Source organism: Leifsonia sp. NPDC077715, from assembly GCF_040686855.1.
Taxonomy (GTDB): domain Bacteria; phylum Actinomycetota; class Actinomycetes; order Actinomycetales; family Microbacteriaceae; genus Leifsonia.
Genome location: NZ_JBFBOG010000001.1, coordinates 1,125,188 through 1,144,060 on the forward strand (window position 1 = coordinate 1,125,188; position 18,873 = coordinate 1,144,060).

At 68.5% G+C, this 18,873-nt stretch carries 20 protein-coding genes; 7 read left to right on the forward strand and 13 right to left on the reverse strand.

Annotated elements, in window-relative coordinates:
• Positions 1-26 precede the first annotated feature (26 nt).
• From AB0P25_RS05535 to AB0P25_RS05545, 3 genes are all read left to right on the forward strand, one after another.
• Positions 27-329 (forward strand): hypothetical protein, encoded by a 303-nt coding sequence (locus AB0P25_RS05535; protein ID WP_363805887.1) that lies wholly within the window; start codon positions 27-29, stop codon positions 327-329.
• A complete protein-coding gene (locus AB0P25_RS05540) occupies positions 326-1,513 on the forward strand; it encodes a Vms1/Ankzf1 family peptidyl-tRNA hydrolase (RefSeq protein ID WP_363805888.1) in 1,188 nt (395 codons plus the stop codon). The genes AB0P25_RS05535 and AB0P25_RS05540 overlap by 4 nt, the downstream gene beginning before the upstream one ends.
• A 105-nt stretch (positions 1,514-1,618) precedes the next feature.
• Positions 1,619-2,086, forward strand: a complete 468-nt coding sequence (locus tag AB0P25_RS05545) for an SRPBCC family protein (protein ID WP_363805889.1) — start codon at positions 1,619-1,621, stop codon at positions 2,084-2,086.
• A 60-nt stretch (positions 2,087-2,146) separates the two neighbouring features.
• On the opposite strand, the gene AB0P25_RS05550 is transcribed toward AB0P25_RS05545, so the two are convergent.
• On the reverse strand, positions 2,147-2,986 hold the full coding sequence (locus tag AB0P25_RS05550) for an SDR family oxidoreductase (RefSeq protein ID WP_363805890.1): 840 nt from the start codon (positions 2,984-2,986) through the stop codon (positions 2,147-2,149).
• Positions 2,987-3,085: 99 nt separating this feature from the next.
• Here AB0P25_RS05550 and AB0P25_RS05555 point away from each other — a divergent pair, with 99 nt between their 5' ends.
• A complete protein-coding gene (locus tag AB0P25_RS05555; protein ID WP_363805891.1) occupies positions 3,086-3,316 on the forward strand; it encodes a hypothetical protein in 231 nt (76 codons plus the stop codon).
• A 22-nt stretch (positions 3,317-3,338) separates the two neighbouring features.
• Here AB0P25_RS05555 and AB0P25_RS05560 read toward each other — a convergent pair whose 3' ends face one another.
• The 4 genes from AB0P25_RS05560 to AB0P25_RS05575 form a co-directional block, all read right to left on the reverse strand.
• Positions 3,339-4,064 carry a Type 1 glutamine amidotransferase-like domain-containing protein gene (locus tag AB0P25_RS05560; RefSeq protein ID WP_363805893.1) on the reverse strand — a complete coding sequence of 242 codons (726 nt, stop codon included), beginning with the start codon at positions 4,062-4,064 and terminating at the stop codon, positions 3,339-3,341.
• 65 nt (positions 4,065-4,129) lie between these two features.
• Positions 4,130-5,548, reverse strand: a complete 1,419-nt coding sequence (locus AB0P25_RS05565) for an APC family permease (RefSeq protein ID WP_363805894.1) — start codon at positions 5,546-5,548, stop codon at positions 4,130-4,132.
• Positions 5,549-5,628: 80 nt separating this feature from the next.
• Positions 5,629-6,525: an SDR family NAD(P)-dependent oxidoreductase gene (locus tag AB0P25_RS05570; RefSeq protein WP_363805895.1), complete on the reverse strand. Its 897-nt coding sequence runs from the start codon at positions 6,523-6,525 to the stop codon at positions 5,629-5,631.
• A gap of 43 nt (positions 6,526-6,568) precedes the next feature.
• Positions 6,569-7,021, reverse strand: coding sequence for a GNAT family N-acetyltransferase (locus tag AB0P25_RS05575; RefSeq protein ID WP_363805897.1), 453 nt, complete (start codon positions 7,019-7,021; stop codon positions 6,569-6,571).
• Positions 7,022-7,185: 164 nt separating this feature from the next.
• On the opposite strand from AB0P25_RS05575, the gene AB0P25_RS05580 reads away from it, so the two are divergent.
• Both AB0P25_RS05580 and AB0P25_RS05585 read left to right on the forward strand, forming a co-directional pair.
• Positions 7,186-8,631, forward strand: coding sequence for a DUF6421 family protein (locus AB0P25_RS05580; protein ID WP_363805898.1), 1,446 nt, complete (start codon positions 7,186-7,188; stop codon positions 8,629-8,631).
• Complete coding sequence (locus AB0P25_RS05585) at positions 8,628-9,368, forward strand: SDR family NAD(P)-dependent oxidoreductase (RefSeq protein WP_363805900.1); 741 nt, start codon at positions 8,628-8,630, stop codon at positions 9,366-9,368. Before AB0P25_RS05580 ends, AB0P25_RS05585 begins: the two co-directional genes overlap by 4 nt.
• A 30-nt stretch (positions 9,369-9,398) precedes the next feature.
• Here AB0P25_RS05585 and AB0P25_RS05590 read toward each other — a convergent pair whose 3' ends face one another.
• The 3 genes from AB0P25_RS05590 to AB0P25_RS05600 are packed head-to-tail and all read right to left on the reverse strand — an operon-like array spanning position 9,399 to position 12,056.
• Positions 9,399-10,637: an MFS transporter gene (locus AB0P25_RS05590; protein WP_363805901.1), complete on the reverse strand. Its 1,239-nt coding sequence runs from the start codon at positions 10,635-10,637 to the stop codon at positions 9,399-9,401.
• A gap of 22 nt (positions 10,638-10,659) precedes the next feature.
• Positions 10,660-11,628, reverse strand: a complete 969-nt coding sequence (locus tag AB0P25_RS05595) for an HEXXH motif-containing putative peptide modification protein (RefSeq protein WP_363805902.1) — start codon at positions 11,626-11,628, stop codon at positions 10,660-10,662.
• Positions 11,625-12,056 carry a hypothetical protein gene (locus AB0P25_RS05600; RefSeq protein WP_363805903.1) on the reverse strand — a complete coding sequence of 144 codons (432 nt, stop codon included), beginning with the start codon at positions 12,054-12,056 and terminating at the stop codon, positions 11,625-11,627. The genes AB0P25_RS05595 and AB0P25_RS05600 overlap by 4 nt, the downstream gene beginning before the upstream one ends.
• Before the next feature lie 308 nt (positions 12,057-12,364).
• Between AB0P25_RS05600 and AB0P25_RS05605 the strand changes: the two genes are divergently transcribed.
• Positions 12,365-13,438: a low specificity L-threonine aldolase gene (locus AB0P25_RS05605; protein ID WP_363805905.1), complete on the forward strand. Its 1,074-nt coding sequence runs from the start codon at positions 12,365-12,367 to the stop codon at positions 13,436-13,438.
• Positions 13,439-13,639: 201 nt separating this feature from the next.
• Here the strand turns inward: AB0P25_RS05605 and AB0P25_RS05610 are convergent, their stop codons facing one another.
• The 5 genes from AB0P25_RS05610 to AB0P25_RS05630 are packed head-to-tail and all read right to left on the reverse strand — an operon-like array spanning position 13,640 to position 18,722.
• A complete protein-coding gene (locus tag AB0P25_RS05610) occupies positions 13,640-14,542 on the reverse strand; it encodes a glycoside hydrolase family 43 protein (protein ID WP_363805906.1) in 903 nt (300 codons plus the stop codon).
• On the reverse strand, positions 14,539-15,516 hold the full coding sequence (locus AB0P25_RS05615; protein WP_363805907.1) for a glycoside hydrolase family 43 protein: 978 nt from the start codon (positions 15,514-15,516) through the stop codon (positions 14,539-14,541). Before AB0P25_RS05615 ends, AB0P25_RS05610 begins: the two co-directional genes overlap by 4 nt.
• Positions 15,513-16,442, reverse strand: coding sequence for a carbohydrate ABC transporter permease (locus tag AB0P25_RS05620; protein ID WP_363805909.1), 930 nt, complete (start codon positions 16,440-16,442; stop codon positions 15,513-15,515). Before AB0P25_RS05620 ends, AB0P25_RS05615 begins: the two co-directional genes overlap by 4 nt.
• Positions 16,439-17,422: a sugar ABC transporter permease gene (locus tag AB0P25_RS05625; RefSeq protein WP_363805910.1), complete on the reverse strand. Its 984-nt coding sequence runs from the start codon at positions 17,420-17,422 to the stop codon at positions 16,439-16,441. Before AB0P25_RS05625 ends, AB0P25_RS05620 begins: the two co-directional genes overlap by 4 nt.
• The gene (locus tag AB0P25_RS05630) at positions 17,415-18,722 is read right to left on the reverse strand and encodes an ABC transporter substrate-binding protein (RefSeq protein WP_363805912.1); all 1,308 of its coding nucleotides are present in this window, start codon (positions 18,720-18,722) and stop codon (positions 17,415-17,417) included. Before AB0P25_RS05630 ends, AB0P25_RS05625 begins: the two co-directional genes overlap by 8 nt.
• Positions 18,723-18,873 lie beyond the last annotated feature (151 nt).

Sequence of the window (18,873 nt, forward strand, 5' to 3'; positions counted from 1 at the left end):
GATCCACCACGCGGAAGGAGCACCCCATGGCTGAGCGCGGTAACACGAAGCACGGACCGAATCTGGACGAGGAGCTGGCGCACGAGTCGCAGCCGTTCGTCCAGGGTCATGGCCCGAGCCACGTCGAGGAGTGGCGGCAGACGGAGCCGATGCCGGACGACACCGACGACGCCGAGGTGGTGGCAGCCTCCGGGATCGATGGCGAGGAGCGTCCGGCGGACGACGACGTGACCAGTCCCGAGGATCCCGGCGATCCTGCCGCGACCGGTCCGGACCCGGTGGCGTACTCCACCGAGACTCCCCCGGACCAGGGCGGAGACGACCGATGAGCGCCCGCGACATCCTCGCCGGGTTCCTCGCCGAGCCCGGCCCGTGGACCACGGTCTTCGCGGACATCTCGCGCGACCTCCCGGACCCCAAACGAACGGTCGACCTGCGGCACCGCTCGCTGATGCAGTCGCTGGAGGAGCAGGGCGCGCCACGGGCCGACATCGACGCGGTGGAGGAGGCGCTGAACACCGACTATCGCACCCCGAGCCCGAGCGCCCGGTTCATCGCCGTCCGCGGCGGAGAGGTGGAGGTCGACGAGGTCGTGCTCGGTGCGGTCCCCCGCGACGGCTGGGCTTGGTTCGCGCCGGTCATCGACCCGATCCCCCTCCTGGCCCACGACGCGTTCGACTTCCACGCCATCCTCGTCGAGGCGTCCCGGGAGGGCGCGACGATCTGGCATCGCCGCCCGGACCTCGACCATGACCCGGACGCCCCCACCGACGCCGGCGAGCCCGCGCAGAAGCTGGACGAGGCCGAGCACGTCGACGGAAGGACGCACCCCATCCACAAGGTGCCGTCGGGTGGCTGGTCGCACCTGCGCTACCAGCACCACGTCGAGGAGAACTGGCGTCACAACGAAGCCGCCGTGGCCGAGAGGATCGAGGAGCTGGTGACCCGCTTCCACCCTCGGCTCGTCATGGTGGCGGGTGACGTGCGCGCGGTAGAACTGCTCACCGAGAAGCTGCCTGCCGCCGCGAAGGAGGTGCTCTACACCGAACAGCTCGAGGCGAGCCCGGGCGACGATCGGGAGGAGCTGTTCCGTCGGTTCGAGGAGGCGGTCGCACGCATCGCCGCAGAGGACGAAGAGGCTGCTCTGCAGCGCATCTTCACGCGGTCGGAGGGCGAGGGCCGGCGCGAAGCCCTCGGCATCGGCGAGGTCGTGACCGCACTGGAGCAGAGCCAGGCGGACACCGTGCTCGTCACCGTCCCCCGGGAGGCCGAGCGCACGCATGAGGAGGAGCGTCACGCCATCGCCCTCGACGCCCAACCGTGGATCGCCTCCGCCCCGGAGGAGGACTTCGGCGCCGGCGAGCTGGGGGTCGTCCCCGCCTCCGTCGCGATCGCGCGGGCGGCCGTGCTGACGGATGCGCGCGTGATCGTCGTGTCGCCGGGCGAACTCCCTGACGACGCGCCCGCGGCAGCGCTCCTGCGCTGGCCGGTCGGGCCGCCCAAGCCGGAGTAGAAGCGCTTCACTTTCCACGATCCCCCTGGGAAATCCAGGCCCTAGCCCCATCCCGGCTCGGGCCTACCGTCGGGCACGACAGAGAAGACGACGAAAGGAGCCGACATGGCTGCAGTGACCAAGTCCATCGATGTGAACGTCCCGGTGACCACCGCGTACAACCAGTGGACCCAGTTCGAGTCCTTCCCCCACTTCCTCGACGAGGTGGAGGAGATCACCCAGGTGGACGACACCACCAACCACTGGCGCGTGAAGATCGGCGGCGTGGAGCGTCAGTTCGACACCGTCATCACGGAGCAGCTGCCCGACGAGCGCGTCGCGTGGAAGTCGGTCGCCGGCGACACGGACCACGCGGGCGTCGTCACCTTCCACCGCCTCTCGGACACCGAGACCAAGGTCACGGTGCAGCTGGAGTGGGCGCCATCCGACGCCCTCGAGAAGGTCGGCGCGGCCTTCGGTCTCGACGACCACGCGGTGAAGAAGGACCTCGAGAACTTCAAGGAGTTCATCGAGTCGCAGGGCACCGCGACCGGCGCCTGGCGCGGCGAGGTGGACCGCGGCGAGACGGTCTGACCGTCCCCTGAACCTGACGACGGCCCCGGCGGACTTCCGCCGGGGCCGTCGTCGTGCGGGTCAGAGGATGGGCCGGCCGCCCGTCACGGCGACGCGGGCGCCCGAGATGTAGGAGCCCTCGTCGCTGGCCAGCAGCACGTAGACGGCGGCGAGCTCGGCGGGCTGCCCAGCGCGGCCGAGCGGGGTGTCGCTGCCGAACTGCGTCACCTTCTCGTTCGGCATCGTGGAGGGGATGAGCGGTGTCCAGATCGGACCGGGCGCCACGCTGTTGGCCCGGATCCCCTTCTCGCCGAGGAGCTGGGCGAGGGATGCCGTCATGTTCGCGATCGCCGCCTTCGTCGCCGCGTAGGGCAGGAGGGCCGGTGAGGGCATGTCGGAGTTGACCGACGACGATCCGATGATGCTCGAACCCGGCTTCATGTGCGGCACGGCGGCCTTCGCGAGATGGAAGAACGCGGACAGGTTCGTCGCGATGGTGTGGTCCCACTCGTCGTCGGGGATCTCGTCCAGGGACTCGTGCGACATCTGGAAGGCGGCGTTGCTCACGAGCACGTCGAGGCCGCCGAGCTCGTCGACGGTGCGCGACACCAGGTCGCGGCAGTGCTGCGGGTCGGACACATCGCCCCTCAGGAGCAGGGCCGTGCGCCCGGCCTCGCGAACCCACTTCGCGGTGTCCTCGGCGTCCGCATCCTCCGACAGGTAGGAGATCGCCACATCCGCGCCCTCCCGGGCGTAGGCGATCGCGACGGCCTTTCCGATGCCGCTGTCGGCTCCCGTGATGAGCGCGACCTTGCCCGTCAGCCTGCCGCTCCCGCGGTAGCTCTCCTCGCCGTGGTCGGGCCGGGGGTTCATCGCCTCCGTCTCACCGGGCGGCTGCTGCTGTTGTTCGGGGAAAGACATCCATGGCCTCCAATCGTCTCGGTACCGTCCACCGAACACCCGCTCGCGCGCTCCGTCAGGGGCTTGGACGCGACGGGGCGGGCGCGTACCGTCCGCCCAATGAACGCAGCACCGGATGCACCCGACCAGCATCAGAGCGACGCCGACCAGACGGCGAAGGACCGCTCCTACAGTCCCGCGAGCGAGCGGGAGACCGAGGTCAAGCAGGAGGAGTCGACCGGCGGATCCGTCCGTCCCGGGACGGGAGGGCCCGACGATGCGGGCGATGTGCCCGTGCCGCCCGAGGACGACCTCGACGCAGCGGAGATCGTCGAGCGCGGTCGGGAGTAGGCGTCCGCCGTCACTTGCGCCGTCAGGCCCCGATCGTGGAGACCAGCACGCCGCCCTCGGTGGGCAGCACCCGCCACACGCTTCCGGCGCCCTCGACCCCAAGCGCACCCTCGCTCACGATGAGCGCCGTCCGCTCGTCGATGCCCAGCCCACCCGCGATCAGCCCCGACTCCACGGCGGCCACCAGTCGGGACAGCATCCCGCGCTGAGCCATGTGCACCTCCACGGCAACATCAATGAGTCCGATCCCGGCCTGGATCTCCAGCTCGCCGCCGGGCTCCCCGTCGTCTTCTGGTGAGACGACCACACCCCCGATTCGGGAGCCGCTTCCGAGCGAACCCTCCGCCGCGACCATGGCGCCGGCCGAGACGCCGAGGTAGGGAACGCCTGCCGCGACCTGTCGGCGCAGCTCAGCGAACACCGGCTCGAGTCCGGCGCGCACCTCCTCCACGATGCCGCCGCCCACCGCGATGCCGTCGACATCGTCGATCGCGTCGGGACCGATCGGCTCGCCGGGGCGTCCGGCGGCCAGGCGCACGTCGATCGGGACTCCCGCTGCCGCCTCGGCCAGGATCTCCCCCAGCGCCGCCGCCTTCTCCTCGGCCTCGGGGTGCAACGAGATCACGGCGATGCGCGGTCGCACGCGTCCGGCGGCCGCCGCGCGCCGCGTCACATCCTGAACGAACGGCGCGTGAAGGGGCGCATCCGCGACGGTCGTCGCGCCGCCGCCGATGAGGTGGACGCTCACGCGGCGCCACCCCCGATCGCGTATCCGAAGGGTGCTGTCTCGTCCGGGAAGGTCATCCGACGAGGCTACGTCACTCCACGTTCCACTCCGCGGCGCTTCGCCGCCGCCGCGTAGATCCGCTCCACGACCCACAGCAGCACCCCGATCGCGAGCAGCGCCAAGGCGATCGTGTACTGCCCCGCCGGGCGCCCCGACGTCCACGGGAACACCAGGTACAGGCAGGTGATGGCGCCGATGATCGGCAGCACCGTCGGCGTGCGGAAATGCTTGTGGTCGACCGGCTGCTTGCGCAGGACCAGCACGGCGATGTTCACCACCGAGAACACGGCGAGAAGCAGGAGGGAGGTCGTGCCTCCCAGCAGCGCGACGATCGAGCCCTTCGGGTCGAGCGACACGTAGATGATGAGCCCCACGGCGAGCGCCGAGGTGAACAGGATGGCCGTCCACGGCGTCCGGCGCTTCGGTGACACCTTCGCCAGGAACGGCGGCAGCACCTTCTGCCGGCTCATGCCGTAGAGCAGGCGGCTGGCCATCATCATGTTGATGAGCGCCGTGTTGGCGACCGCGAACATCGAGATGAACGGCAGCAGGTCGTTGATGGGGAAGCCGGGCGCCGCCGCTTCCACCGCGGTCACCAGCGGCGTCTCGCTGCCGGCCAGCTGACCGATGGGCACCAGCGCGACGACGGTGATCGACACGAGCACGTAGATGACGGCCGCGATGCCGAGGCCGCTGAGCATCATCTTGGGGAAGATCCGGCTCGGGTCCTTGGTCTCCTCCGCCATGTTGACGGAGTCCTCGAAGCCGACCATCGCGAAGAACGCCAGCGAGGTCGCCGTGCTGACCGCGAGCAGGATGCTCTTGTCCTCGGGCGTCTCGAACGCGACCACGCGAGACCAGTCGGCGTTTCCGCCGCTGATCGCCCAGAGCCCGATGAAGATGACGAGCAGCAGACCGGACAGCTCGACGAGGGTCAGGACGACGTTCAACCACACGCTCTCGGTCACCCCGCGCAGGTTGACCAGCATGATGAGGACGATGAACGCAAGCGCGATCAGCATCGTCGTCAGGTTGTCGTCCGGGATGCCGAAACCGACCGTGAGGTTCACCGCGAACGCACGCGACGCCGTCGACGCCGACGTGATCCCGGAGGTCATCACGATGAAGCACACGATGAAGGTGAAGAAGTGGATGCCGAACGCCTTATGCGTGTACAGGGCGGCGCCGGCCGCCTGCGGGTACTTGGTCACCAGCTCCAGGTAGGAGAAGGCGGTGACCGTCGCGACGCCGAAGGCGAGCAGGAACGGCAGCCACGCGGCGCCGCCTACCTCCGCGGCGACCTGCCCGGTGAGGGCGTAGACACCTGTGCCGAGGATGTCGCCGACGATGAACAGCAGCAGCAGCCCGGGCCCGAGCGCCCTCTTCAACTCCGGCTGCTCCGGCTCCACGGTCTTGACCACCTGGGTCCACGACGGATCGCTCACGATCGGCTCCCTTCGCATCGCTGTCGGGGAGCCACTGTATGTGAGTTCTCACAGAAACGGGAGTCCCTGTGGCCGCGGGTCTACTGCCGCCCGGTGAACTCGTCCATCGAGTCGTACACGCCGAACACGCGGCCGGCCACCGCGTCCCACAGCCGCAGGGGCAGCACGCCGCGGAGCGTCTTCGCCAGACCGACCGACCACGGGAGCATGAGCATCGGCTTGCCCGCGAGCATCGCGCGCCAGACGCGGTCGACGACGTACTCCGGCGTCATGATCGGCGTCAGCAGCGGCCCGCGCGCGCCCTCGAACATCCCGGTGTCGATGTAGCTCGGCGCCACCGTCGTCACCTTGACGTGCCCGAAACCCTGCTGCACGAGCTCGAGCCGGAGACTGTCGCTCCAGCCGATCACCGCCCACTTGCTCGCGGCATACACGCTCATGCGCGGGTTGCTGATCGTGCCGGCGGCGGAGGCGACGTTGACGATGCGGGACTCGCGGACGCTGCGCTGCATCCCGGGCAGGAACTCCCGCGTGACGTACATCGGCGCGAGCGCGTTGACCTGCATGGTCGGGCGGGTGTCGTCGCCGTTGTCGTGCTCCCAGAAGTACTTGCCGCGGACGATACCCGCGTTGTTGATGAGCACGTCGACGCCGCCGACCTCCTTGCGGACGGCCTGCGCGCTCTGTGCGATGGCGCCGAGCTCGGAGAGGTCGACCACGTACGGGAGGACGCTCGTCGTCGGGCGCCCGGCCGCCGAGCTCGGCGACCCCTGCGGCGCGCCCCACGCGGCCGCCGTGCGCCCGGCCAGCACCTCGCGCCGCAGCCGGTGCGTCAGCTCCATGAGCGCGGCCTCGTCGCGGTCCCACAGGATGACCGCGCGCGCCCCCTCGAGCACGGCGCGCTCGGCATACAGCCGGCCCATGCCGGAGGCCGCGCCGGTGATGAGGACGCGTGCGCCGCGGACCGTTCTCGCCATGGGTCCATCATCGCAGGCGCGTGCGCGCCGCGGGCGTGGGGTGTCAGACCTGTGGAGGGACGATGCGGGTGAAGAACACGCGCGAGAAGCCGTTCTCGGTGCGGCGGCCGGTCTCGACGAAGCCGCGCCGCGGGTAGTACGCCAGGTTCTCCGTCATCGTCTCGTGCGTGTAGAGCCGGACCTCCCCGAGGCCGTGCGCGCGGGCCTGGTCGTCGGCGATCGCCAGCAGCCGGGCACCGAGTCCGGTGCCGCGCTCGGCGGCCGCCACCGCCACATTCTCCACCAGCACGTGGTCGGGATGCACGGAACTGACGAGCAGACCGACGACCCCCTCCCGCCGGGCGACCAGCGCGCCCGTCGGCGACCACGGCGGTGTAGTCCTCGAGCAGCGGGCCGGGCTCCCGTCCGATGCGCGCCACGTACGGCTCGTATGCCTCGCGCACCAGCGCCTCGATCGCAGCGACATCGGCCGCCGTCGCAGGCTCGACCACCACATCCATACAGGGATGGTACGGCTAGCAGCGAATCCCTGCGTCTCGCGCGGATCCGGCGCAGTTTTCCGCCGGAATGGGCAACAAAACGCTTGCGATCCCCGGATAGGCTCGTGACATCCACTCACCTGCCGCGTGCGAGCGGCCGACCAACGACGGGAGGTTCGTCATGTCCAATTTCGTCCAGAACTACACTGCAGATGCGATTGTCGGAGAGCCCGAGGTCGTCGAGGACGGCCGCCCGGTCCGCGAGGTCGCCAACGATCCCGCCTGGCTGCGCCTCAAGGACGCGGCCGTCGCCCTGCAGTCCCTGCAGGTGAAGGACGGCTCCGTCGAGCAGGAGTCCGACCGCCCGGCCGCCGCCGAGCACGTCCGCACCATCGTCGACTCGATCGCCGCACTCGCACCGGCGTTCCCGCACGACGCGTCGTACCTCGCCGCCCTGCAGCGCGACTTCGCCCGCTGGGCGGACGAGGGCTTCGGGGTGCCCGACTTCCTCGACTCGCTGAACGAGTTCCAGCCGCAGCAGCACCGCGTGGACGGGCTCGGACACCTGGTCGTGTTCCCGATGTACACGCAGAACGGCAGCCCGAACCGGTTCGTCGAGGCGCTGCTGGTCGAGGTCATCTGGCCGGACTTCATCGCCGAGCTCGAGGCCGGCGACTACGGCAACAAGCTGTTCGTCGCCCTGCGCTTCGTCGACTTCACCCCCGGCTACGACACCAACTCGGCCGTGCTGTTCCCCGAGACGGTCGCCATGCGCGAGATCCCGTCGTTCACCTGGGGCGCGATCTTCCAGGACCGCGAGGCCGCGCGCTACCGCCGTGTGGTGCGCGCCGCCGCCGAGATCACCAAGCTGGAGCTGCCCGACGACGCGGCCGCGATGCTGGACGACCAGCACCTCACGGAGGAGACCTTCGTGATGTGGGACATCATCCACGACCGCAGCCACATGCGCGGCGACCTGCCGTTCGACCCGTTCATGATCAAGCAGCGGATGCCGTTCTTCCTCTACTCGCTGGAGGAGCTGCGGTGCGACCTGACCGCGTTCCGCGAGTCGGTGAAGCTGGAGCGCGAGCTCAGTGCGCTGCCGGACGGAGAGCTCTCAGACGAGCAGCGCTCCATCCGCGACCACGCCCACCTCGTGCAGTACGCGGTGATCTTCGACCGCATCTTCCGCTTCGCGATCACCGGCAGCCGCGTCCGCAACTACGACGGGCTCGGCGGCCAGCTGCTGTTCGCGTGGATGCACCAGCACGACGTCCTGCACTGGACCGACACCCAGCTCACCATCGACTGGGAGAACGTCCCGGATGTGGTCGTCGCACTGAGCGACCAGATCAACGAGCTGTACTGGCGCTCGATCGACCGCCCGAAGGTCGCGCACTGGCTCGCGGCCTACGCGATGCTCACGCAGACCCTCACGCCTCACCCCGCGTCCAACTGGGCGCGCGGGCTGTCGGACGAGGTGCTGTCCGGCGCCCCGAAGGGCTACACCGACCAGGTGCTGGACGACGAGTTCCCGCTCTCGATGTTCTACGAGGCGCTCAACAAGAAGATGGCAGGTGTCATCGAATCCACCGCCGGCATCACCGGCACGACGGACGCGGCATGACCGACGCCGCTGAGCCCCGCTCGGCGGCCCACCCGGCGGCCCGGACCTCCTCGGAGGCCGGGCCGTCCGGCGTCGCCGGCCGCCTCGTCCTCATCGCCGGCGCCACCAGCGCGTCCGGCGAGGCCGTCGCCCGGGCGCTCGTCGAGGCCGGCGCACGTGTGCTCGCCGTCGGGACCAGCCAGGAGAAGCTGGACGCCCTCGCGGCCGCGGTGCCGGGCGTCGACGTCCGAGCATGCGACCTGGCCGACCGAGATGCGGTGGCCGAGCTGGCCATGCGCATCCACCTGAAGTTCGGCGACCTCGACGGCCTCATCCACCTCGTCGGCGGCTGGCGCGGCGGCGGCGGGATCGCGGGCCAGTCCGACGAGGACTGGGACTTCTTCGACCGCGCCTTCCGCACACTGCGCAACACCACCCGCGTGTTCTACGACGACCTGGTCGCCTCGAGCGCCGGGCGCCTGGCGATCGTGTCGTCGACCGCCGTCGACAAGCCACTCGCGGGCGGAGCGAACTACGCGGCCGCGAAAGCCGCCGGGGACGCATGGACGCGCGCGATCGCGCAGGGCTTTGCGAAGCAGGCGCCGCAGTCGGCGGCGACGGTGTTCGTGGTGAAGTCGCTCGAGGGACTCGAGGATCGGCTCGGCGAGGAGGTCGTCGCCCTCTGGTCGGCGGATGCCGAGGCGGTCAACGGGCGCCGGATCCCGCTGACGCCTGAGAGCACGCCGGCGGGCACGTAACAGCAACGACCGCTGCCCGTCCACCGACGACTACTCGACCAGAGCGGGAGTCGCGACGCCGCCGATCCGCCCGAGCACTCCCGACGCCGCTAGCACGGCAGCGACGGCTGTTTCCAGGCAACCGAGGACGATCAGCCACGCACCGAGCCCACCTCTCCCGATGATGTCCACGACGGCACCGCCGACGAGGACAGCGACGGGATACCCTCCCTGACCAAGCAGCCTTCGAGCTCCGAAGACCTTCCCCTGGTCGGCCCGTGGGGTGGCCTCCTGCCAGATGGCCGTCAACGCGATGTTGTTGAGTTGCAGCCCGATCGATCTCACGAAGCCGCTCACCACCCACACCGGTGCCAAGCTTGTCAGCCCAAGCGCTGCCCGACCCCCGATTCCTGCCAGCACCATTCCCCCGCCGATGCTCCACGACCTTCGGAGACGAGCCCCGATCACCGCGACGATCAGAGATCCGATGAGCAGCCCGAGAGCGGCGGAGGAGTTGTAAAGTCCCAGCGCATGGCCGACACCATCGGCGCCCGTGATGAGGAGGACGCTGACCGCTGTTTGGGCGAGCCCGTTCGCGAGGTTGGTCACGGCGTTTCCCGCCTGCAGGCGGCGATAATCGCGGTGAGACCAGATCATTCGCAAACCGGCCGCAGCTCCGCGAAATGGCGACCATGAGCGACCGGATCCCTGTGATGCGCGACTGCGGCGGTCATCGGGCCATCGCACGACCGCGACGGCGCAACCTGCGACGACGAAACTCAGCGCGTCGACGAAGAGAACAGGCGTCATCCCCCACGTCTCGTACAGTATGGCGCCGAGGAAGGGTGCGATGACCTGAGGACACGTATCCAGCGCGCTGACGATGGCGCTCGCTCTGTTGAGATTGCGTTCGCTCCGGATGTCTCGGACGCTCGCCGCGAGCGAGGCGATCAACACGCTGTCCAGTACGCCGGACGCTCCCAGCACGACGCACGTCAGGGAGATGACGGACGCGCCGTCCGGAGATGAGGCCGTGAGCATCATGAGCACCAGGGCCGACGCCGCCTGGCCGACGTTGGCTATCAGTATCAAGGTCTTCCGCCGCACAACATCGGCGAGCGCTCCCGCGACCGGTGAGAGGTAGATGCTGATGCTCAGCCGCACAGCGGCGACAGTCGCCAAGCTCACTGCGCTTCCGGTGAGGTGATACACCCAGAGGCTCAGAGAGATGGAGGTCGCGCCGGACAGGAGGACGGAGACCGATTGACCACCCCATACGAGGTAGATCACTCCTCGGGTAGGAACAGTGCGCTCATCCGACAAGCTCGACCTCGAGCATGTCCGAGAGCATCCGGACACGTTGCTCCGCCGATTGTGCGAGGCGGCCGACGAAGAGCGCACCCGCCGGTGTGAACCAGTCGATGTTCTCGCAGAGGGCCGCCGAGAGAAAGGTCGCACTCTCGAGGGAGTCGACCGCAGCCTTCTCGATCGCGGCACGCTCCGTACCGGTCAGGATGTCGCTCCTCAGTTCGTGGAGTCGCCAGTCGAGGAGTTGAGAGTAGACGCTCGCCGCGTGCAGCACCCGATCGAGCGGCCAGTCCTGATTGCGCTTGATGCTCGTCCTGCGCCACGCGATCGGCACCAGCGGCGACCGCCGCGAGTCGTAATCCGGGCGGAACAAGTCTTCGCTGAGGATGCGGAAGTTCACCAGTTGATGGACGGACTCGTGGTAGATGTTCTCGGCCAGCAGACGAGGCGATCCTTCGGCGGCGACCGTGAGCGGAGGGATATGACGGTCCGCCATGTCGGAGACGAATGCCATCAGCGGGAGATCCGGGAGGCTGCAGGAAGTGAGCAGTGGCTCGGACGACCCATCATCAGCCGGCTCCACCCAGCCGAACGTCGTGATGAAGGTTCGAACGAGTTCGAGTGCCTGAGCACGCATTCCGATGATCTCGAGCGCCGCGCGAAGCGTCTCCAGCCGTCCCGACGTGTCGCCCACGATGCGGTGTCCTCTCAAGCCGACCTTCGCGCAGGTATCTGGGGCAGGCGGATTGAGCCAGTAGAACTCGTGACCATTCACCACCAGAGGGCTGACCGCGAACTCGTCGCTCGAGAACCGCTCGCGCCCGATCAGACGGTTGTGGATTGCAATCGGAAGCAGTCCGGCTGGGGTGGACGCCACGCTCGCCGATCGAAGACCCAACCGGATCGCGGCCTCCCGCGACGACACCACGGGCGCCTGCGCGGTGACGTCGAGCCGTAATTGCAACCCGCTCATCGCAGCGCCTCCGGAAGTCGGGCGCGCGTCCCGGTGTCCGAGTATCGGTAATCGTGCATGGTCTCGAGTTTCTCGATCAGCCGCATGTCTCCAGGCACGAGCTCGTGCACGCGAGCCAGTAGCACCTCAAGCTTCTCGAGCTCATCCATCTCGCCGGGAACCAGCTCGTCGAGGCGTGAGCGCAGGCGCACGAGTTTGGTGTAGCCGGTGAGGAGATTGCTGGAGACCCGAATCGAGCTGGGCACCACTCGCGCGATGCGTTCGAGGCGTTCTTCGGGGCCGATCGAAGGGTCGGGCAGTTGGTCGAGCAGTCTGGTCGAGAGTGCTCTCAACCGTGCGTACACCTCCGGGTACTGGAACTCGAAGGGCGGGATGTAGTCGTCCTTCGCGAAGTGAAAAGTGCGGGTCGATTCGGTCGGTGTCTGCATAGTGCGCTCCGGGTACCTCATCGGGGATGAGAACAGCGTGGCGCTCCCATCCCCGATGGATGCCTCTAGAAGACCTCCGGGATGGTGTGGTCGAGGCGGCGAGTGAAACGGTCCACCTTCGCCACCGCCTCGGGGGACTCCGAGTTGTCGACGATCTCGTTGGGTTCTGTCATGACGTTCCTCCTCGTTCCGATCAAGGCCATCTCGATCGGCGACCCGACCGTAGCACACACATCTAGCGCATGGCATATCAATGCATGCGTTGCATGGCGTTGGATACCCTAGCTGCGAAAAACTAGGATGGAGCAGTGACGCTTCAACTCCACGACCTCACCCTTCGCGGCTTCGCCTCCGACAACTACGCGGGCGTGCACCCCGAGATCCTCGATGCCATCGCCGCGGCCAACAACGGCCACCAGATCGCGTACGGCGAGGACGTTTACACCGCCCGCCTGCACGAGGTCTTCGCCGACCACTTCGGCGAGGGGGTCCAGGTCTTCCCGGTCTTCAACGGCACCGGCGCGAACGTCGTCGGGCTGCAGTCGATGCTTCCCCGCTGGGGCGCTGTGATCTGCGCCAAGACGGCTCACATCAACACCGACGAGGCGGGGGCGCCCGAGAAGGTGGCCGGCATCAAGCTACTCACCGTCGAGACGCCGGACGGCAAGCTCACCCCCGAGCTGATCGACCGCGAGGCGTGGGGGTGGGGCGACGAGCACCGCGCACAGCCGCTGGTCGTCTCGATCACGCAGACCACCGAGCTCGGTACCGCGTACACGGTCGAGGAGATCCGCGCGATCGCCGACCACGCGCACAAGCACGGCATGAAGCTGCACATGGACGGGTCCCGCATCTCGAACGCGGCGGCCACGCTCGGGCTGCCGCTGCGGGCGTTCACCACCGACGCCGGCGTCGACGTGCTCAGCTTCGGCGGCACCAAGAACGGCATGCTCTACGGCGAGGCCGTCGTCGTGCTGAACCCGCAGGCCTCGGAGGGGCTGATCTACCTCCGCAAGCTCAACATGCAGCTCGCGTCCAAGATGCGCTTCATCTCGGCGCAGCTCATCGCGCTGCTGACCGACGACCTGTACCTGCGGTCGGCCGGCCACGCCAACGCGATGGCGACCCGCCTGCGGACCGCGCTCGAGGCGGGCATCGCCGACGGCAGCATCCAGGGCGTCGGCTTCAGCCAGGCGACGCAGGCCAACGGGGTCTTCGCGACCCTGCCGACCGGTGTCGCGGACCGGCTGCGCTCGCACTTCCGGTTCTACGACTGGGATGCGGCCAACAACGAGGTGCGCTGGATGTGCTCGTTCGACACCACCGAAGAGGACATCGACGCGTTCGTCGCCGCCCTCAAGCAGGAACTCGCCGCCGCGTAACCACTGACCCCTCTTTTTGGGGTCGGACCGGGGTACAAAAATGTCCTCCATTCGACCTACGCGATGCGACGTTTTCGTGTAGTCTCAGAGGTGCCCCGGAGGAACCCGAATATCCATCCGGAGTAACCCCGAACGTATGCCGGGCCGTGAGAAGAACCCTAGTCTTCTCGCAGCCCGGCATCGTGGTTTAACGGCGAGCGCTCAGCCGAAGGTCACGGCCCCGAGGTGCAGCTGCCGTGCGGTCTGCTCTGCGTTCCACGAGTGGAACGCGATGATGTCGCCGCCGTGTGGCGCTGTCGTCAACGAGTTGTGGCCCGGGCCCCGCAGGTCGCCGCCGCTGCGCAGCAGGGCCGGCTGATCGACGTGCGCCCACGGGCCGAGCGGGTGCGGCGCCACCGCGACGCCGACCGCGTAGCCGGGTCCGGTCCACGCGCCGCCGGAGTACGTCAGCCAGAAGCGGCCGTCGCGGGCCACGACCGCAGGACCCTCGAGCGTGTGCCAGTCGAAGCGGCGGCCGTGGATGTCGCGGTCGCGCTCGTAGAGCTGCCAGTCGGCGTTCGGCGCGAGAGCGGGGACGACGGGACCGGCGAGCGCCGTCATGCCCGCGTCGAGCGGGGCGACGGCGAGGTGCGTGCCCGGCCGCTCATGGTCGAGCACGTCGCGCGCGAAGAAGAGGTAGCGGCTCCCGTCCACGTCCTGAAAGGGATGTGCGTCGATCGCGAACACCTCGTCGGGCGTCAGGTCGACCCCGACGTCCTCGAACGGACCGGTCGGAGCGTCGCTGCACGCGACCCGGATGTGGTGGCCCTCGATGCCCCTGCCGACCGAGTAGTACATCCAGTAGGTGCCGCCGGCCTCCGCGACCTCGGGCGCCCAGTAGTCCTCGCCGAACGCGGCCGGCAGCCGCCCGAGGACTGGCCCTGCGCTCTCCCAGCGCTCCATATCGCGCGAGACCAGCGCTTCGAAGACGCGGTCGCCGTCGCTCCGGGGGTGGGTGCCGTAGGCGACGTACCCGCCGTCGGCCAGCCGGAGGACGAAGGGGTCGGCGAAGTAGCCGTCCCAGACGGGACCCCAGTGCCGGGTCACGCGCACGGCCGGGGTCATGGGGAGAGCTCCGGCAGGCCGTTGTGCCACGCCACCGGGACCGCGTGCATGCCGCGATAGGCGAACGCCTCGTCCCAGGAGTGGAACAGCATCCAGTCCTTCCCCTGGACGGTGATGAGCTCTTCGCCGCCCGGGCCGAGGTAGCGGCCGCCGGATGCCTCCGTCGAGATCAGGGGCTTCTTCGCCTTCGTGTACGGGCCGAGCAGGCTCTTCGCCGTGGCGGCGCCGGTGGCGTACGAGGAGTTGCTGTAGTCGTTGGCCGAGTAGAGGAGCACGTACTCGTCGTCGTGCCGCACGATGACCGGCGCTTCGACGAGGTGTCCTTCCCACGATTCGGTCTGCTTGATCAGCCGAGTGGGCTCGCCGCTCAGCGATGCTCCATCGGCCGAGAGGGGCTGCGCGGAGATCCAGGTGTCGTAGCCGCAGCAGTTGCCGTCGTTCTTCCAGACCAGATAGCGCTGGCCGTCGGCGTCGGCCGTGACGCTCGCGTCGATCGCTCCGCCCTCGTCCACCGGGCAGACCAGCGGCTTGTCGGCCGTCGAGGTGAACGGGCCCTCCGGCTTGTCCGCGAACGCGACGCCGATGCACTGGTAGCGGCTGGCGGCGTCCGACGCGGTGAAGTAGAGCGCGAACCGGCCGTCCGCGAGCTCCGCCGGTCCGGGCGCCCAGGTCTTGCCGGGCAGCGCCCACGACGGGAGTTCGGGCAGCGCGTCCTGGTCGCTGACCTTCCAGCTCTTCATGTCGGTCGTGGTCGCGACCTGTACGTTCGCCGCCGGGGTGTTCGTGGCGTACGCGTACACGCGGTCGCCCACGACCAGCGCTCCGGGATCGGGGAAGTCGCTGTCGATCTGGAACGGTGCGACCGCAGGCGACGACGAGGAGGCTTCGGGCGACGGCCCCGCCGAGCAGCCCACGAGACCGGCGGCGAGGGCAACTGCGGCGCCGGCCGCGAGGGCGGCCCGGCGGACCGTCATCCCTTGACCCCGCTGGTGGCGACGCTCTCCACGATCTGCTTCTGCGCGAAGAAGAACAGGATGAGCACCGGCACGGATGCGATCACGGCGCCCGCCATGACGATGGCGTAGTGCGTCGAGTACGCGCCCTGCAGCTGGGACAGACCGGGCTGCAGCGTCAGATTCTCCGGGCTGAGCAGCACGTAGACCGGCCAGAGGAAGTCGTTCCAGTTGGCGAGGAAGCTCAGCACCGCCAGCGTCGCGAGCGCCGGCCGCGCCAGGGGGATAACGATCTGCAGGAAGATGCGGAAGTCGCCGGCGCCGTCGATACGCGCCGCCTCCTCGATCTCCGCCGGGAGGCCGACGAAGAACTGCCGCAGGAAGAACACGCCGAACGCGCTCGCGGCCCCCGGGATGGTGATCGCCCAGATGGTGTCGAGCCAGCCGAGGTTCTGCACGATGAGGTAGTTCGGGATCAGGAAGATCACCGGCGGGACGAGCAGCGTCGCGACGATCAGCCCGAAGACGATCCGCTTGCCCCAGAACTCCAGTCGGGCCAGCGCGTAGGCGGCCATGGACGCGGTCACCAGGATGATCACCGTCTGCAGCGCCGCCGCGGCGAGGCTGTTCAGGAACCAGCGGAACACCGGCTGCTGGCCGCTCGCCAGGGTGGCGTACGCCTCCATCGAGAACGGGTTCGGCAGCGCGTTGTACGGGTTGCGGATGGCGTCGCCGTCGGTCTTGAACGACGTCAGCAGGATCCACAGCAGCGGCAGGATCACGACCAGCGCGATCACGATCAGCGCCGCATAGAGCACGCTCTTCCGGAGCGCCGCCTGAGTGGTCGGCTTGCGACGCGCCGGGACGGCCCGGCCGGCGGCGTTGTCGGAGCCTGTCGTGCCGGCCCCGGTGGTGCTTGCGTCGTTCTGGGGAGCGGTCGTCGTCATGAGGCGCTCTTCTCTGCCCGCTCCCGCTGGAGGCGGAAGTTGACGATGCTGATGATCGCGAGGAAGACGAAGAGCACGTAGCTCATCGCGGACGCCGCGGCCATGTTGTTCTGCGAGAGGCCCTGGTCGGCGATGTACATGATCGCCGTGCGCGTCTGGTTGCCCGGTCCGCCCTTGGTAAGCAGGAAGGACTGACCGAACATGTTGGCGCTGGCCAGGATGGTGATGGTGACCACGAAGGTCATGACCGGACGGAGCCCGGGCAGCGTCACGCTGAAGAACTGACGCACGGCGCCCGCGCCGTCGAGCGCGGCCGCTTCGTAGAGATCGGCGCTGATGCCCTTGAGCCCGGCGAGGATGATCACGGTGTTGAACCCCATCGTCCACCACACGGTGACGCCGACGAGGCTCACCCACGCCCACGGCACATCCACCGTCCACGGGATGTTGTCGGGCAGGCCGATCATCCCGAGCAGATGGTTCAGGATCCCGGACTGGGTGTCCAGGAGGTACTTCCAGATCACGCCGATGACGGCGACGCCCAGCACGTAGGGCGCGAAGAAGATGCCGCGGAAGAACGAACCCGCACGGATCCTCTGGTTGAGCAGCACGGCGACCAGGAGCGGGATGATCAGCAGGAAGGGGACGCTGCAGACCGTGAAGATGAGGGTGGCCAGCATCGACTGCCAGAAGTCGCCGGAGGTGGCGCTCCCCGGCGTGAAGAGGTCGATGTAGTTCTGGAGGCCGATGAACTTCTGGTTGACCCGGAACGGGCTCCAGTTGGTGAGGCTGATCCACAGGCCGAAGACGGCCGGGGCGAGCACGAACACGACGAACAGCACCAGGAAGGGTGCGAGGAAGAGGTACGCGACGCCGGTGCGACGCGGCGCACCCGGCCGCCGGCCGGTCTTCCGGCCGGAACGGGACGGGCGTGGCGCCCCGGTCTCCCGGGGCGCCACGATCGATGCGGTCTCAGTCACCGTACTTCTCTTTGTTCTGCTTCAGCAGCGTGTTGGCCTTGGCGACCGCGTCGTCCAGCGCCTGCTTCGGCTCCTTCTTGCCGGTCACGGCCTCGTTCACCGCGGTGGTGATGGTGGCCTCCACCGTCGTGATGCCCGCCGCGATCGGCTCGTAGTGGGCGTAGGGCAGCTCGTCGAGGAACGGCTTGAGGTTCGGGTAGTCCTGCACCAGCTTCGGGTCGTTGCGCACCGAGTTCTTGGCGGGGAGTTCACCGGTCTTGGGCCAGTCGGCCGAGTTGTCGTTCATCCACTTGACGAACGTCGCCGCGGCGGCGGTCTTGTTCTTGTCCTGACCCTTGTTGTTCATGAACATCCAGTGGGTGGACGAGGACCACACGGCCTTCTGGTCGCCGATCTGCGGGACGGCCGTGGCCTGCCACTGCAGCTTGTCGAACGCCGTGTTCGTGGTCTGCCAGACGCCGTTCCAGTTGAACGCCGTCTTGCCGGCGATGAGGGCGTTGATGTTGCCGTCCTGCGCCACGTCGGCCGGGCTGTAGCCCTTCTTGATCAGGTCGGTCATCCACGTCAGCGCCTTGACGCCGGCCTCGGAGTTGAAGGTCGCCTTGGTCGCGCCCTTGTCGAACAGGTCGCCGCCGTACTGCCACAGCAGGCTCTCGAACTCGAAGGTTCCGGTGAAGACGTAGCCGTCGACCCACTCACCCTGGACGCCCGCGGCCTTCAGCTTGTCGAGCGCTGCGAGGTACCCCGCCTTGTCGGTCGGGATGGTGTCGACGCCCGCCGACTTCAGCACGTCCTTGTTGACGTACAGACCGAGCGGGGTGACGCTCCACGGCACCGCGTACTGCGCGTTGTTGTACTTGCCCGCGTCGAGTAGGCCCTCCGGGAAGTCGCTCGCCTTGTAGCCGAGGGACTTCACGATGTCGTCCGCCTTGAGCACGAGGCCCTGCGCGGCGTACGTGGCGATGTCGTCGCCGTGGCCGACCGCGACGTCCGGGCCCTTTCCGGCCTTGACGGCGAGCGGCATCTTGCGGGCGATGTCGGCCCACTCCATCGGGACGTCCTTGACGACGATGTTCTTGTGCTCCGAGTTGAACTTGTCGATCAGCTTCGGCACCAGCACGGGGGCGGCGCCGCCCGTCCAGCCGTTCCAGAAGCTGATGTTGACCTTCGGGCCGGTGTAGTCGCCGGAGGCGACCTGGGCTCCCCCGGAACCGGCGCTGCTTCCGCAGGCGGTCAGCGCGAGCCCGAGGCCCGCCGTCACCGCCACGGCGATCGCGCGTGCCGCGAATCGCTTCTTCATGTGATCTCTCCCTTGAGTGAGCCGTTCACGCGGTCGTGATGCTGCTGCCTGTGCGTGATCGGGGGTGCTTGAGCCGTACACTCGGCATGTCTGGCGAATTTACAGCGCTGGATATCCGCTGTCAACCCGGTGCAGACCGGGACGGGCGGTG